The organism is Synechococcus sp. RS9916 (assembly GCF_000153825.1).
Taxonomy (GTDB): domain Bacteria; phylum Cyanobacteriota; class Cyanobacteriia; order PCC-6307; family Cyanobiaceae; genus Synechococcus_C.
This window is the reverse complement of the sequence record NZ_DS022299.1, coordinates 200,463-215,162: the sequence shown is the minus strand read 5'-3', so window position 1 is coordinate 215,162 and position 14,700 is coordinate 200,463. Positions and strand designations below refer to the sequence as shown.

The following is a 14,700-nucleotide window of genomic DNA, read 5'->3' as shown; positions in this document are numbered from 1 at the left end:
GGGTGAGCAGCTCCGACGTGGTGGTGATCGGCGCCGGCGCTGCTGGCGCTGCAGCTGCCTTTCATCTCAGTCATGCCGGCCATCGGGTCACGCTGCTTGAGCGTGATTCCCGCGCTGATGGCGGTTCCCAGGACAGCGGCGTCTGTCGAATCAAACCCTGCGGCGGCGGCATGGCCGCTTCCGTGCAGCAATGGTTTCCCTTCTCCCTCTCCCCCGCCGTCGACGAGGTGATCGAGCGGGTGGAATTCAGCTGGTGCCTCACCGATCCGGTGGTCGCCGAACTCCCGGGCTCCGCTCCCTTTTGGATCGTGCGCCGAGAACGTCTCGATGCACTGCTCATCGACAAAGCGATCGAGAACGGCGCCGAACTGCGGAGTGGTTTTGAGGTCACTGACCTGCAACGCGACCCCCAGGGCCAATGGCAGGTGTGCGCGGCTGACGGACGCACCCAGGCGGCCCGTGCCGTGGTGATTGCCGATGGTTCTGGATCCCCTTGGCCAGCCCGGTTCGGGTTGGGCCCAAGCAGTCTGCATCTAGCCAGCACCACATCGGTGCGTCTGGAGGGTCGCGGCAACTTGAAGCAGGGATCAGCGCGATTCGAATTCGGACTGGTGCACCACGGATTCGCCTGGGCCTTCCCCATGGGCGATGGCGTCAACGTGGGTGTGGGCACCTTCATCGGCCGCCATGGCGCCGACAGCGACACAATCCTGCGCCAGCTGCTGCCTGACCTCGGCTTTGCTGCTGATGCTGGTCTGCGCCAGAAGGCAGCATTGCGGGTGTGGAATGGCCATCAGCCCTTGCACGGAGAGGGAATCCTTGCCGTCGGCGATTCCGCTTCGCTGTGTGATCCGTTCCTGGCCGAGGGCTTGCGCCCCGCCTTGATGAGCGGGTGCGAAGCCGCCTCCTGCCTCGATCAATGGCTGCGTGGTGAGGCCAAGGATCTGAGCCAATACTCCAAGCGGATGCGCGAACGCTGGGGCGACTCAATGGCCTGGGGACGGCGCATCGCCCAGGTCTTCTATCGCTTCCCCAAAGTGGGCTATCAGCTGGGGATCAAACGACCAACGGCACCCCAACGGATCGCCCAGATCCTTTCCGGCGATATGGGCTACGGCGACATCGCCCAGCGGGTGATCAAACGTCTCCTGCTGAAGCGGGGCTAAAGCTCCAGCTGCAGTTGCTGATCGCCCCCCTTCTGCTCACTGCGGGAGCGGCGACGGGTCGTCACAGGGGAGAGACCGGCCCGTCGGGATCCATGGCGCTGCTGAATGCCATCGGCGATGCGATCAAACCCCGCAGCTCGGCGAATCTCCCAGATCCGATCCTTCGCTTCCCGCGCCGCGGCCGTTGGATCCACAACCGGAGCGGGGTAATCAACACCAAGACGGCAACCCAACTGTTCCGCACGCCGGGCATCCAGCTTCCAGGGTTCATGCAGATACACATTGGGAAGCGAGGCCAGCTCAGGGCACCACTCACGAATGAAGCGGCCGTTGGGGTCATGGTCCTGCCCCTGCTTGACAGGGTTGTAAATGCGGATCGTGTTGATCGCCGTGCTGCCCGACTGCATCTGGCACTGACTCCAATGGATACCCGGCTCGTAATCAACAAACTGACGCGCAAGGTGTAAACCGCTTTCCCTCCAAGGCAGCCAGAGGTGATAACTGGCGAAGGACATCAACATCGCCCGCATCCGGAAGTTGATCCAGCCATGGGCCAGGAGGGCACGCATGCAGGCATCCACAAATGGAACGCCAGTGCGGCCCTCCTTCCAGGCCTGAAACCGCTCCGAATCCATCGGCCGAATCCCCCGCATGAAGGGATGGAAGTCGTGAAATTCAATCGCTGGCTCACTTTCCAGCTTCTGAATGAAATGACAGTGCCAATGCAAACGCGAGCCAAAACTGCTGACACCACGACCAGTGAGGGTGCGACTGGCCTGCACCACCTCCCGCATCGACAGGCAGCCCCAGGTCAGGTAAGGAGACAGACGGGAACAGCCCCGAAAGGCCACCACTGGGCTGGAGATGCTGCGCGCATAGCGCTGCACCCTGGACGTCAGGAAATCACTCAGCTCCTGCAGCCCTGACTCCCGCCCACCCCGCTGGCGCAGAGGGCAAGGATCCGGAGACAACTGCAACGCCTCAGCGGTGGGTATCTCCCCGAGAGCCAGATCAGAGAGCGGCAGCAGCTTGGGGGGCTCGGGTGCCAACGGTTCGGCCATGCGCTCCTCCCAGCGCCGGGCCCAACCCTCGCGTCGTTTCAACCCCCGGGTCACACCAAACTGGGGAATCTGGATCCAGGGAATTCCTCGATCCCGCGTCCACGCGAGCACCGCACGGTCCCGGTCGTAAGTGAAGCCGTTGCCGGTTTCCTCATGGCTCCAAATGGCGGCGATACCGAGAGACCGTCTCGCCCGCTCCAGCACAGTGACAGCCTCACCGCAACGCACCACCAGGGGTTGTCCCAGCGCCGCCAGCTCGCGGCGAAGATGCTCCAACGATTCCCGACAGAACTCCCACTGGCGGGCAGAGGCATCCGGTTGCCGCCAATACTCAGGTTCAACGATGTAAAGAGGCAGCACTGGCCCATGGGCACAGGCCTCGAGCAGGGGGCGGTTGTCGACGGTGCGTAGATCACGCTTGAACCACACCAACTGGGGCTGAGCCTGCAGATCCGCCATACCCCAAGTCAGGTGCTGTCGTGCATCTTCAGGTCACGCAGGCGTTCATCCACCGACGCCAGCAGTTCGATCGCGAACATGGGCGATTCCTGAACGGCAAACAGGAACTTCTCCCGATTCATCTCAATCAGCCGACAAGCCGTTTCCGCTGTTGCTGTGCTCAAACGGCGGTGGTCAGGTGTCACCAGCGCTCCTGCACCAAACACATCACCCGCAGAGATCAGCTCATACCCTTCCTGACCGTTCTCGGTCGTCCAGACCAAACGCACACGACCTTCAAGCAGGCCAAACATCGACGCACCTGCTTCACCAGCAGCAAAGATCACTTCCCCGGCTTCGGCGACATGAACTTCGCGTTTGGCCGCAAGTGCCCGCATGGTGTCGAGTGCGTTCAATCTCTCTGCCCCGCGAGTCTCCGCATTTAAACGAAAAAAGGCTCCCAACGTGCAAGGGAGCCTGTGCATCACCACCAAGCGTGATGCAGTCCATGACCAGGGAAATCAGGCCGTCGTCAGCGTCAACGCGGCACCGAATCCTTTGCGCACATCCTCGGGGGTGAGACGGCCGTCATGGTCGAGATCAAGTGCATCAAACACGGCATCGCTGCCCATCCATTCATCACGGGTGATGCAGCCGTCGCCGTTCATGTCGTTGAGCAGGAAGATCTCCTGCACGGCATGCCGGAAGGCTGCGCCGCCCTCCAGTTCTGCCAGGCGGTGGGCCAACTGGGCCTCCAGGGTTTCGATCGCCTTGCTGAAGCCCTTGATGCCTTCGCCGAGCTTGTCGGTGGCCATGCGGTCATCAGCCATCAGAGCATCGAAACGGGAGCGATCCACATGGATCTGAGCCTCGCTGCTGCTGGGATTGGCACCATCCAATTTGCGGGTCAGGGGTGCATCCATGCCGCGCAACTGATCCAGCAGCTTGGGTGAGATGGTGAGCAGATCACAGCCGGCCAGCTCAACAATTTCATCGGTGTTGCGGAAGCTGGCTCCCATCACCTCGGTCTTGTAGCCGTAGGTCTTGAAGTAGTTGAAGATGCGGGTGACCGAGAGCACGCCGGGGTCTTCTGGACCGGGGTACATGTCCCGACCGGTTTCGGCCTTGTACCAATCCAGGATGCGACCGACAAAGGGGGAGATCAGGGTGACCCCTGCTTCAGCGCAGGCCACGGCCTGACCGAAGCCGAACAGCAGGGTGAGGTTGCAGTGAATGCCCTCTTTCTCCAGCACCTCAGCCGCCTTGATGCCTTCCCAGGTGGAGGCGATCTTGATCAGCACACGATCGTTGCTGATGCCAGCATCGTTGTAGAGACGAATCAGTTTGCGGCCCTTGGCGATGGTGGCCTCGGTGTCAAAGCTGAGACGCGCATCCACCTCCGTGGACACGCGGCCGGGCACGATCTTGAGGATTTCTTTGCCGAAGATCACACTGATCTCGTCGAGCGCTTCATGCACCACGTCTTCGACGGGGGCGTTCTCGCCGATCAGCTTGCGCGACGAACGCAGCGCCTCATCGATCAGATTCTGATAAGCGGGAATCTGTGCAGCCGCCAGGATCAGAGAGGGATTGGTGGTGGCGTCCCGAGGGGTGAACCGACGGATGGCCTCAAGGTCACCGGTGTCGGCCACGACCACGGTCATGGCGGACAGCTGTTCAAGAAGAGAAGCCATGGATGCACAGGAAGGCTCTAGGCCCGTAACGTAGCCAGCCCTCACGAACTGGCATCCCCCCGCTAACCAGCTGGTTTCACCGCCGGCTCCAATGCGGGTTCAAGGGCTGTATGGGCACCGGTGGGGGGGATCTTTTCGATCACCAACAAGCCATCGATGATCTGTTTGGCCACCGGCACCGCCACGGTGGATCCGTAGGCGTTCTCCCCCTGGGGCTCATCCACCACCACGAGCACCACATAACGCGGATCTTCGATCGGCAATGTGGCCACGAAGCTGCAGATCTTGGCGCCCGGCACGTAGATGCCGTTTTGTGCTTTCTGGGCCGTACCGGTCTTGCCACCGATCCGATAGCCAGGGGTGAAAGCCCCTTTGCCGCTGCCCTTCTGCACCACCGACTCCATCCAGGCCAACACCGTGCGGGTGACATCAGGGCGCATCAATGGCAACCCCTTGGCGCGATCAACCCGCGCCAACCCATCACCGGAGCGCAGACCACGGGTGATGTGAGGACTGATCAGACGCCCTCCGTTGGCAAGCAAGGCATGCAACTGAGCCAACTTGAGAGGGGTCAAATTGAAGCCCTGGCCGAAGGACGCGGTCGCTGGCTCAATCGGTTGGGTGGTGAACTGTTCCTTCGTCTTGAGCTGCCCACCAATGGCACCGGGAAGATCGGTATCCGGTCGCGCTTCAATCCCGAGCTTCGCGAGCCAATCCCAATAGAGCGACGACCGGAGATTGCGCATCGCCTGAACCATGCCGACATTGCTCGACACCTGCAGCACGGTGGGGAAGTCGATCACACCGTTGGCTTGACGGTCGTGGTTGTTGATCGGCCAACCACCGATCTGCAGCTGGCCGATGTCATTGACCTTGCCATTCGCCTGAATCACACCCTCCTGGAGAGCGATGGCCAGGTTGATCGGTTTGAAGGTGGACCCAGGTTCATAAAGATCCTGCACAGACCACTCGCGGAAACGAGCCGCAGGGAACTTCCAGTAGCGGTTGGGGTCGTAAGTGGGCGTCGAGGCGAGGGCCAGCAATTCGCCATTGCGCACATCCATCACGATGGCCACTCCCTTCTTGGCCTTCCACTCCTTCACCTGCGCAGCCAGGGCCTTGGCAGCCAGCTCCTGAAGACGGGCATCCAGGGTGAGCTGCAGACGCAGGTCATCGCCGAAAAAGGTGCCGGGGGCCAGGTTGTCGGGCAAAGGGGTTCCATCGGCACCGCGCCGCAGGCTCCGGGCCTGCTCATGCCGCTGAAGATCGCGATCGCGGCTTTGCTCCAGACCGGCCTGAGGGACCCGCTCCAGATTCAGGAAGCCAACCACGTTCGCGAACAGATCCCCCTGGGGATACACGCGGTAGGGATAGGGCTCAAGGTCAACACCACTGATCGCCAAACGGCGAATCTCTGCCGCCGTCTCCGGATCAATGCCTTCGGCAAGGCGGATCCCCGAGGGGCGATCGCCCATACGCTGCACCAGCTCTGCCATCGGAACGGCCAGCAGACCAGAAAGACGGCGGGCGATATCCAGGGGCGGACGCACCAGGGTGGGCTCGTCTCCGGGGAAACGGAAGTTGTTGGGATGGGCCCAGAGGCGAAAGCGCTCTTCATCGAGGGCCACCAACCGTCCTGCCCGATCGACGATGGGGCGCCGCGTCCCGAGCGGATCCGTCTGCTGAGTCTGAAAACTGCGGGCCCGTGCCTCCAGCGTGGATGCCTGGAACACCTGAAGCCAGGCCATCCGCCCCATGAGCCCCACAAGGCCCAGGCAGAGCAGAGCAAACACCCAACGCATCCGTGATGCCGGAACCGTCTCCAGGGCGATCACGCGCTGGCGCGAACGACGTCGCCGGCGACGGCCCTCATCCTGGGAGTCCCCCATGGCTTCAGTACCCCTGCTGGATCGGCTGATCCATCCAGGACTGAATCATGGCCAGATGATCAGCTTCCGAAACAGTGGATTCCACCTGCGGGCGATCGAGATAAACCAGGTTGGACACTTTCGTGGGCACCAGCGTGCCGGGGTGACTGGCTTTCTCCAGCAAGTGACGTTCGAGATTCGCCGTGGATTCAGTGAGGCGATGGGAGAGGTTGCGGGTGTCCTCCAGCTGCCGGAAGGCCACGGTCCAGCGGTGCTGCCAGTGAAGCGTGAGCCCAGAAAGGGCCACCACGGCCAACACAACCCCGCAGAGTGACCCATCGGCAACCCGATGCAGACCAGCCAGAAGAGGTGACTGGCGCGCCACTTTCTGGGCCGACATCGACCCCTGAATCAGCTCAAAAGCGCCAGAGGTCGAGGCGCGCTCGGCCGGGACGATGCGTGGCTGGGGAAGGGCGCTCACGACATAGAAGTCATTGGGGTCAGTGAACCACCCACAAAGGCCTCCCGCAAGCCCGCAAACCCTCTGCTGGGAAGGGATTGACGGATCAAGAGCCCAGCAGGATCAGGTTGATGAACGTGGCGCCGTTCCAACAGGCATGCATCACCACACAGGGCAGCAGTCGGCCACTGCTCAAACGCAGCATGGCCAGACCGATCCCCAGCACCAGCAGGGGCGGTAGCTCCCCAATGCTCAGGTGGGCGACGGCGAACACCAAACCACTGAGAACAACCCCCCAGCCACGGCCGAGCCATCGCGCCAGCACAGGCAACATCACCCCCCGGAAGACCAGCTCCTCAAACAGCGGTGCCAGCACCACGGCGGTGAGGGCCAGCAGCAGAAGCGCGAGAGGGTTGTCGCTGCGCAGCACCATTTCCAGCAGAGGGTTGCTGCCGCCTTGATCGCCGAGCAGCTTGCCCATCAACCACCCGGTGAACACCACCGGCGGCATCACCATCAACCAGCCCCTCGCGCCCTGAAGCAGGGCGGGGAACACCGGCGAGGGGCGCCATTGCAACCAGCCACCTGCAGGGACCTCCTCATCACCCAACCCTTGCAGCTGCAGCTTGAGGATTGCCAGGGGCGGGATCGCCAGGCTGACGTATCCCACCAGCACCACCACCGCTTGGCCGAGGCCACCCGATAGGCCCTGTGAAATCACCATGATCAGCGGACTGACCAACACCGGCAACAGCACCTCACCGAGCAACACAAAGCCCCCGGCCACGAGAATCGCCATATCGGCAGGCGTCAGCAGAGGACCGACCAAGGGAGGCCAACTGGGAATGCGTCCGCGAACCCGCAACCAAAGGTGCCTGAGCAACAGCAGCGCACCAAGGAGCAACGCAGAGATCGGAAGCAGTTCCGCCAGGAGCAATCGACGACTCGCCAGAGCCGCCACCTCAGCTGCGCGAGGATCAATGCACTGCGCAGCCGTGCCACCCAACCCACGACACCCCAGCGTTCGAAGCAGGGGGTCGAACTGTGGAGCCTTCAGCAGGGCGGCATTGGCCTCAGACAGGGACGCATCTGCCTGATGCCGAATCAAGGCCTGCTGCAAATCCTGAAGATCAGAGCTCTGGATTGGCAGGGCAAGGGCCTGCTGACGCTGGACCGCATCGCCGGTCAGAGACGCGAGCAGCAAACGCTGACGGTCATCCAGCCGATCCAGGGGCACTTCCAACAGGGCATCCAGCAGCTGCGCAGACGGATCAGCACCCACCAGCAGGGGCTTGAGCGGCTCCGGCAGAGCCGGCTCGGCCAGCAGTGCTTTCTCCTGTTGCTGTAGAGACAGCGCCGGTGCCACGGAGTCACGGCTGAGGCTGTCTCGAAGGCCAAGCACCCACACGCTCATCGCCAGAACCAGGGAGATCAGGGCCAGCAGTCCTTTGGAAGACAACCGGCGACCAGTCGGCGTGGACGTCAACAGATCCAGAGCGAGATGAACCGATTCTCACCCCCCAATACGATGGCCCCGCCTCGACCTCACAACCGTTGTCTCTCCGTCTCCTCCTGGTGCGCCACGGCCTGAGCAGCTTCAACGTGGAGCGCCGTATCCAGGGGAGGGATGACCTTTCCGTCCTCACCCCGGAAGGCCAGGAGCAGGCTCGCCGCACCGGCTCGGCACTGAAGGATGTGTCAATCACAGCCGCCTACAGCTCACCACTGCGCCGGGCCGCCTCCACGTGTGAGGGCCTGTTGCAGGCCTGGGGTGGAGTGCTGAATCCCGTGATGGACGACGGTCTGCTGGAAATTGATCTGGAACCCTGGAGCGGCATGAGCGCCGATGAGCGCGCGGCCCAGGACCCCGATGGCTTCAAGACCTGGAAGCAATGTCCGGAAGAGCTGGAACTGACCCGGAAGGACGGCAGTCGCTATCGACCGCTGCCAGAGCTGATGGCGCAGGCGAGGGATTTTCTGAGCCGCCTACTGGAGCGCCACAGCATCGACAGCAATGACACGGTGTTGGTGGTCGGCCACAACGCCATCCTCCGCTGCATGATGCTGGTGCTGCTGGGTGAGCCCGAACAAGGCTTCCGCCGGCTGCAAATCGATAACGCTTCCCTGTCGGTGTTCAACCTGAGCCCCAAGAGCGGCGGTGGCCGGCAGGTGCAGATCGAGTGTCTGAACAACACCGCGCATCTTGGGCAGTCCCTGCCCAAGAAAGGTCAGGGTGCACGACTGGTGCTGGTGCGCCACGGGGAAACCAACTGGAATCGCCAGGGCCGCTTCCAGGGTCAGATCGACATCCCCCTCAATGAAAACGGCCATGCCCAGGCGGAAGCCGCCCGAGGATTCCTCGAAGGCGTTTCATTGCAGCGGGCCTACAGCAGCTCCATGTCGCGCCCCCGCCAGACCGCGGAAGGCATCCTGCGCTCCCACCCTGGTGTGCCCATGACGGTGACGCGGGGCCTGGTGGAGATCGGCCATGGCCTCTGGGAAGGGAAGCTTGAGGAGGAAATCAAAGCCGAATGGGGTGACCTGCTGGAGGAGTGGAAGCGCACGCCTGAAACGGTTCAGATGCCGGAAGGGGAGACCATCCAGGACGTGTGGCAGCGGTCGGTCAACACCTGGACCACGATTGCGAACAGCCTCGATCCCTCGGAAACAGCCCTGGTGGTGGCCCATGACGCTGTCAACAAAACGATCCTCTGTCACTTGTTGGGTCTCACCCCCGCTGACATCTGGGCGGTGAAGCAGGGCAACGGTGGCGTGACAGTGGTCGACATGCCGACCGTTCCGGGCCAGCCTGCGGTAGTGACCTGTCTCAACCTCACCTCCCATCTGGGTGGGGTGCTGGATCACACCGCTGCTGGAGCCCTCTGAGCTGATGTCCCTGACCGTTCTGCTCGATCCCGTCAGGGTCCTGGTTGGCAGCGGTCAGGACGTCATCCACAACGGAGCTGCTCTACTGATCGACGGCGAGCTGGTTGCCCTCGGGGAGGAGGCTCGCTCTCAGGGGGCAACGCAGGCGGTGCCCGTGCAGAGCGCGGCCGATCAACTGCTGGCTCCTTGTTTGGTCGATCCCCACTCCGTGCTGGAGGAACCGTTCTGCGAACACCATGAAAATGTGGTCAGCCTGCGCCATGCCGCAGCAAGGGCTGGCTACGGCCAGGTGGCCTTATTGCCACGTGCCAAAGCCTGGCGCGACAGGGTCGAACGCTTGCATGGCTTCAGCAGCAGCCCCGACAACGACGTGCGCATCCACCTCTGGGGTGCGTTGACCCTGGATGGTGCCGGCGACCAGCTGAGCTGCCATGGCGATCTGCTGGAGCAAGGGGCCGTCGGCTTCTGCGACGGCGATGCCATGCCTGCAGCAGGCCTGCTGCAACGCAGCCTGTTGCTCAACGAGATGGGGACTGCACCCGTGCTGGTGGCCCCGCGGGATCCCCAGATCCAAGGCGGCGGCATGGTGCGCGAAGGGGTCGAGACCCTGCGGGCCGGATGGCCGATGGATCCCGTCGCCAGCGAGACCCTGCCGCTGGGGCAACTGCTCGAACTCCAGCGTTTGTTCCCCAAGCCACGGTTGGTGGCGATGAATCTGTCCACAGCCGAAGGGGTGGCCCTTCTGCATGAGGCGACTGTCCGTCCCCAGGCCAGCGTGCACTGGTGGCACCTGGTGACGGACCGCAACCAGCTCAGCCCCACGGCCCAGGGATGGTGCGTGAGGCCTTCTCTTGGAGGCCCGAACGATCGCATTGCTCTAATCGAAGCGCTGGAAAACGATGTGATCACGGCCGTAAGCGTGCACGCCGTCCCCCTCGACCGCGAAGACTGCCTTCTCCCTCCAGGGCAGCGACGAACTGGACTGGTGGGGCACCAACTGGTGCTGCCCACGCTCTGGCAACGGCTCATTCAGGAACGGGGCTGGTCGATCCCCCAACTCTGGGACGCCCTCAGCTTCGGCCCCTCGCGACTGCTCCAGCAGCCGGAAGAACAGCTGCAAATCGGTAGCAACCGCTGGGTGCTGTTCGATCCCCATCACCAATGGACCGCATCACTCGATCACCCCAACGCAGCACGCGGTGCCAACCACCCGCTGCTGGACCAGGTGCTGCATGGAGCTGTGGTGGCTTGTGGCCTCAGGAGCCCAGTGCGCCCGACCGCTTAAAAGGCCAGAACCTCCACGTGGCCCGACCGAGGATCTCGTCCTCAGGCAAGAACGGTCCACCAGGCCAGTAGCGACCATCCCAGCTGTTGGCCCGGTTATCGCCAAGAACCAGCACATGGCCTTTGGGGACGGTCACATTGAGGGTGCCGCAACGACTCATCCCCTGGTCATCCAAGCTGCAGTAATTGGTGACATAGGGCTCTTTCAATGGCTCACCGTTGAGGGTCACTTCGCCCCGAGGGTTCACCACAACCTGGTCGCCAGGGAGTGCAACCACCCGCTTGATGTAGGCATCGCAGGCGTTATGCCTGAGGCCAGGAATCAGACCGATCAAAGGGATATTGGCCAATGTGCACTGCAGACCCGACGGTTGATTCGGGCTGCGCAACGCTGGGTCAAAAGCATGGGGAGCGTTGAAGACAACGATCTCGCCCCGTTTAGGTTTGCGCGTGAGGTAACTGAGCTTCTCCACCAACAGCCGATCATTGATCTGCAATCCGGGCAGCATGGAACCGGAAGGAATGAAGCGGGCCTCAGCGACGTAGTGCCGCAAGCCGAAATAGAGCGCAATGGTGAACAGAACGGGAGCCCAGAAATCCCAAAAGGGATGCGCCTTTGGAGACTTGGAAACCTCGTGTTCTACAGGTTGGCCCTGAGGGTGTTGATCCAATGACCGTTGTCCGTTGGATTGCCCGTCCTTCTGCTCGTCGGCCAACTCGGCTCAGAAAATAATGTTGTGAGCAGGATAGGCGTGACTCGCGACCGCTTCTAGCCTGGAAGTCAGCGAAATATTCCATGGTCCGCCCCCGCTGGCAAGGATTGCAGACCACTGCGGCGGGCCGCTTCTGGCATCGCTGGGACCAGGCAGTGGCCCTGGTGGCAGCGGCCAATCTCGCCTGGGTGTTGTTCGACGTCACCTATGTGCCGCTGCGCAGCTTCTGGCTGCAACGCACCCTGTATCCGCTGCCCTCCGTCAGCTTGGGGATCCCCCTGCCCTGGCTGCCTGACATCACACCGATCTACGACCCTGTGAAGGGGATCGAAGCCCACCGAGACACCGCGGCATACATCGCCCACTTCCGCGAACTGGAGCAAATCGCGGCTGAGCAGGGCATCGACAGCAATGCGGCGCGGCAGCGCCGGCTGGAGATGGTGGTGCACAACAGTCAGTTGATCGATGAAAACCCCTTCGTGAGCTCCGGCAATGCGGGCACACTAGAAAAACTGAAGAACCGCCTGAGAGCCAGAGCCGGCAGGGATTCACCCAAACAAGCCGCCGCTTATCTCCTGAGCGACTCCTACCTCAACAGCACGAACTGGGAGCAGGAACGGGCGTTCTGGAACCGTCGAATCCTGCCTTTGGCAGCCACCAATTACTGGCGCGGCATCAATGAGAGCGGATTACCGATCGACCATTCCTGGCGCATCGACGTCCCGTTCCAGATCCTGTTTCTGCTCGATATTCTGCTGCGCACTTTTCGCCTGAAACGGCGCTACCCAAGGATTCGGTGGCGCGATGCCCTGTTGCGGCGCTGGATCGACCTCCCCCTCCTGCTGCCGTTCTGGCGCGTGTTGCGGGTGGTTCCCGTCACTGAACGCCTCTCCAACGCGCAACTGATCCAACTCGAGCCTCTGCGCACGGCAGTGAGTCGCGCCGTTGTTGCCGTCTTGGCCCTGGAGCTGTTCGAGGTGCTGACGGTGCGCCTGCTTGATGCGATGCAACAGCTGGTGCGTTCGCCGGAGTTACCGCAACGGATCCGCAAATTACGCAGCCACCAGAGCCTCGACGACAACGGCGAGCGGGAACTGGCGGAACTGCTGCGCCTGTGGCTTCCCTTGCTGCTGACCCAGGTGGGGCCAGGCATGCGACCTCAGCTTGTCGCGCTGTTCGGCCATGCCCTGCAACGCAGTGTCAATGATGTGGTGGTCCCAGCACCGCTGAGGGATCTGGCACCGTTTCAACGGGCGGAAACAGAATTCAGTCGCCAGCTGGCTGGAGGCATGGTGGATGCCTTGCTGGGACTCTCCCGAACCGCAGGAGACCGCTTGGGACAACGGGACATCACGATGGAAGACCTCTCGATCGATGTTCTCGACCGCTTCTGGGATGAGCTGGCGCACACCCTCGAACAGGGACCAGTCCTGGAACGGAGCCAGGAGCTGGTGTCAGCCTTCCTCGAGGAACTGAAACGCTCGGGTGTTCGTCAGCTGCGTCAGCAGGGCGGTGTGAACGAATTAATTACCGAACTGGACGGCCTGAGCTTCAGCCCTGAAATGCCTCAGTCCACTGATCCAGCTTGAAGCCCACCAAGAACTTGCCCTCTGGCAAAGCCAGAAATGGACGTTTGATCAACTTGCCATCGGCAGCGAGTGCATCCAGAGCCTCCTCGTCGCTCATGGCTTTGACGACAGCAGAGCCGAGAGCGCGATAGCTGAGACCGCTGGTATTGAACAGAGGAGCACGAGTGCCGAGATGATCGGCGGCCTCGGCAAGGAGGGCGCGGGAAGGGGGAGTTTCAGTGATGTCAATCACGGTGACATCTATTCCCTGCTGCTCGAGCCATGCCAAAGCCTTTCGGCAGGTTGAGCAGCGGGAATAACTCCAGACGCGGAGCGGTTCAGCCAAGAATCACTTGCCGAAGAGGTTCTTCACAGCACCCAGCAGGCTGTTGGAGCCCTTGCCGACGCCGTCGGAGGGGCGGGTGCGCACGGTCACATCACCGTTGACGCTGGTGCGGCAGCTGAGGCGGTAGTTGGCGGGGCGATCTGCGAGATACACCTCTTCCACATCGCTGCGGGGGGAAAGATTCTGAGCGCCTTCGACGACTTCCACCACACAGGTGCCGCACTGACCGACGCCACCACAGTTGTTGAGGTTGTTGAGGCCCTTGTAGGGGTTGATACCTGCAGAGAGAGCAGCCTTGCGAAGATTCGCTCCCTCGATGCAACCGACCTGCTGGCCTTCCTGCTCAAAACGGATGGTGGGCACGGGTCGTTCACATGCTGGGCGCGCACCAACTTACAAGCAAGTGGGCCCCTTCTGACACATCTGCAACGAATCCATCCGGAACATCGTCGCGCCTGATTCAAGTCCTGGCTGCTGCCATGCAGTCCCTCAGCAAAGGCTGCACGGCATCAACATCACGCCACCCCCCAATCGAGGTCACCCGACCCTCGAGGTTTTTGTAAACCCGAAAGAATTCCGCCACATCCTCGAGTTGGTTCGGGGCGATCTGCCGAATGCTCTCGATGCCTCTCTGACGCGGATCCGCCACCGGCACGCAAAGGATCTTGCCGTCGTAATGACCAGTGTCGTGCATGTCGAGCACACCGATCGGTCGGGCCACAATCAAACAACCCGCAAAGGTGGGCTCCTCCATGATCACCATGGCGTCGAGCGGCGAGCCATCTTCCGCCAGGGTGTTGGGGATGAAGCCGTAGTCGAAGGGGTAGCGGACCGAGGAATGAAGCACTCGGTCCAGGGCCATGACCCCTGCAGACTCGAGATATTCGTATTTATTCCGGCTGCCCGCTGGAATCTCAACCACCAGGTTGACGAGACCCGGTGACGGCGAGGGCAGAAGGGAGTGAAGATCCATCGCGATCCTGCGCAATGGGGGCTTGAACTAATCCTGACGGACGATCGACAATCACAGCAGCCACAGGAAAACCAAGCGTGGCAAGAGCAATTGAAAAGCCGATCAGCAGCAACGAGGGGCCTGAGAGATCAAGGGTGTCACCCCCAGGAGGCTCAGACGGGGAGGGCTCGGGTTGAGAACCGTTGGCAGGCTCGGGGTCCATGCAGGGGAGAAAAAGGACAACCCACTCAGGCGTTCACAAGG

15 protein-coding genes are annotated in these 14,700 nt (G+C 62.1%); 4 read left to right on the top strand and 11 right to left on the bottom strand.

Annotation, left to right across the window (positions count from 1 at the left end; translation table 11 throughout):
- Positions 1–2 precede the first annotated feature (2 nt).
- On the top strand, positions 3–1,166 hold the full coding sequence (locus tag RS9916_RS01355; protein WP_007097377.1) for an NAD(P)/FAD-dependent oxidoreductase: 1,164 nt from the start codon (positions 3–5) through the stop codon (positions 1,164–1,166).
- On the opposite strand, the gene RS9916_RS01350 is transcribed toward RS9916_RS01355, so the two are convergent.
- From RS9916_RS01350 to RS9916_RS01325, 6 genes are all read right to left on the bottom strand, one after another.
- On the bottom strand, positions 1,163–2,686 hold the full coding sequence (locus tag RS9916_RS01350) for a deoxyribodipyrimidine photo-lyase (RefSeq protein ID WP_007097376.1): 1,524 nt from the start codon (positions 2,684–2,686) through the stop codon (positions 1,163–1,165). The two genes, RS9916_RS01355 and RS9916_RS01350, sit on opposite strands and share 4 nt — an antisense overlap.
- Positions 2,687–2,694: 8 nt before the next feature.
- Positions 2,695–3,081, bottom strand: a complete 387-nt coding sequence (locus RS9916_RS01345) for a Crp/Fnr family transcriptional regulator (protein ID WP_007097375.1) — start codon at positions 3,079–3,081, stop codon at positions 2,695–2,697.
- 105 nt (positions 3,082–3,186) lie between these two features.
- Positions 3,187–4,359, bottom strand: coding sequence for a transaldolase (locus RS9916_RS01340; RefSeq protein WP_007097374.1), 1,173 nt, complete (start codon positions 4,357–4,359; stop codon positions 3,187–3,189).
- Positions 4,360–4,421: 62 nt separating this feature from the next.
- A complete protein-coding gene (locus RS9916_RS01335) occupies positions 4,422–6,248 on the bottom strand; it encodes a penicillin-binding protein 2 (RefSeq protein WP_007097373.1) in 1,827 nt (608 codons plus the stop codon).
- A gap of 4 nt (positions 6,249–6,252) precedes the next feature.
- Positions 6,253–6,708 carry a hypothetical protein gene (locus tag RS9916_RS01330; RefSeq protein ID WP_007097372.1) on the bottom strand — a complete coding sequence of 152 codons (456 nt, stop codon included), beginning with the start codon at positions 6,706–6,708 and terminating at the stop codon, positions 6,253–6,255.
- 85 nt (positions 6,709–6,793) lie between these two features.
- Positions 6,794–8,173, bottom strand: coding sequence for a CPBP family intramembrane glutamic endopeptidase (locus RS9916_RS01325; protein ID WP_232199492.1), 1,380 nt, complete (start codon positions 8,171–8,173; stop codon positions 6,794–6,796).
- Positions 8,174–8,241: 68 nt separating this feature from the next.
- On the opposite strand from RS9916_RS01325, the gene RS9916_RS01320 reads away from it, so the two are divergent.
- Entirely contained in the window at positions 8,242–9,573 is a 1,332-nt protein-coding gene (locus RS9916_RS01320; RefSeq protein ID WP_007097370.1) for a histidine phosphatase family protein, read from the top strand.
- A gap of 4 nt (positions 9,574–9,577) precedes the next feature.
- The gene (locus RS9916_RS01315; protein ID WP_038023990.1) at positions 9,578–10,858 is read left to right on the top strand and encodes a dihydroorotase; all 1,281 of its coding nucleotides are present in this window, start codon (positions 9,578–9,580) and stop codon (positions 10,856–10,858) included.
- Here RS9916_RS01315 and lepB read toward each other — a convergent pair.
- Positions 10,830–11,528 carry a signal peptidase I gene (gene lepB / locus RS9916_RS01310; RefSeq protein WP_050752287.1) on the bottom strand — a complete coding sequence of 233 codons (699 nt, stop codon included), beginning with the start codon at positions 11,526–11,528 and terminating at the stop codon, positions 10,830–10,832. The two genes, RS9916_RS01315 and lepB, sit on opposite strands and share 29 nt — an antisense overlap.
- Before the next feature lie 125 nt (positions 11,529–11,653).
- On the opposite strand from lepB, the gene RS9916_RS01305 reads away from it, so the two are divergent.
- On the top strand, positions 11,654–13,159 hold the full coding sequence (locus RS9916_RS01305; RefSeq protein WP_007097367.1) for a hypothetical protein: 1,506 nt from the start codon (positions 11,654–11,656) through the stop codon (positions 13,157–13,159).
- On the opposite strand, the gene RS9916_RS01300 is transcribed toward RS9916_RS01305, so the two are convergent.
- The 4 genes from RS9916_RS01300 to RS9916_RS15035 all read right to left on the bottom strand — a co-directional run bounded on the left by RS9916_RS01300 (position 13,122) and on the right by RS9916_RS15035 (position 14,659).
- Complete coding sequence (locus tag RS9916_RS01300; protein WP_038023017.1) at positions 13,122–13,484, bottom strand: arsenate reductase family protein; 363 nt, start codon at positions 13,482–13,484, stop codon at positions 13,122–13,124. The genes RS9916_RS01305 and RS9916_RS01300 overlap by 38 nt on opposite strands.
- Positions 13,485–13,487: 3 nt before the next feature.
- On the bottom strand, positions 13,488–13,847 hold the full coding sequence (locus RS9916_RS01295; RefSeq protein ID WP_007097365.1) for a 2Fe-2S iron-sulfur cluster-binding protein: 360 nt from the start codon (positions 13,845–13,847) through the stop codon (positions 13,488–13,490).
- A gap of 97 nt (positions 13,848–13,944) precedes the next feature.
- Positions 13,945–14,457, bottom strand: coding sequence for an inorganic diphosphatase (locus RS9916_RS01290; protein ID WP_007097364.1), 513 nt, complete (start codon positions 14,455–14,457; stop codon positions 13,945–13,947).
- The gene (locus RS9916_RS15035; RefSeq protein ID WP_007097363.1) at positions 14,399–14,659 is read right to left on the bottom strand and encodes a hypothetical protein; all 261 of its coding nucleotides are present in this window, start codon (positions 14,657–14,659) and stop codon (positions 14,399–14,401) included. Before RS9916_RS15035 ends, RS9916_RS01290 begins: the two co-directional genes overlap by 59 nt.
- Positions 14,660–14,700 lie beyond the last annotated feature (41 nt).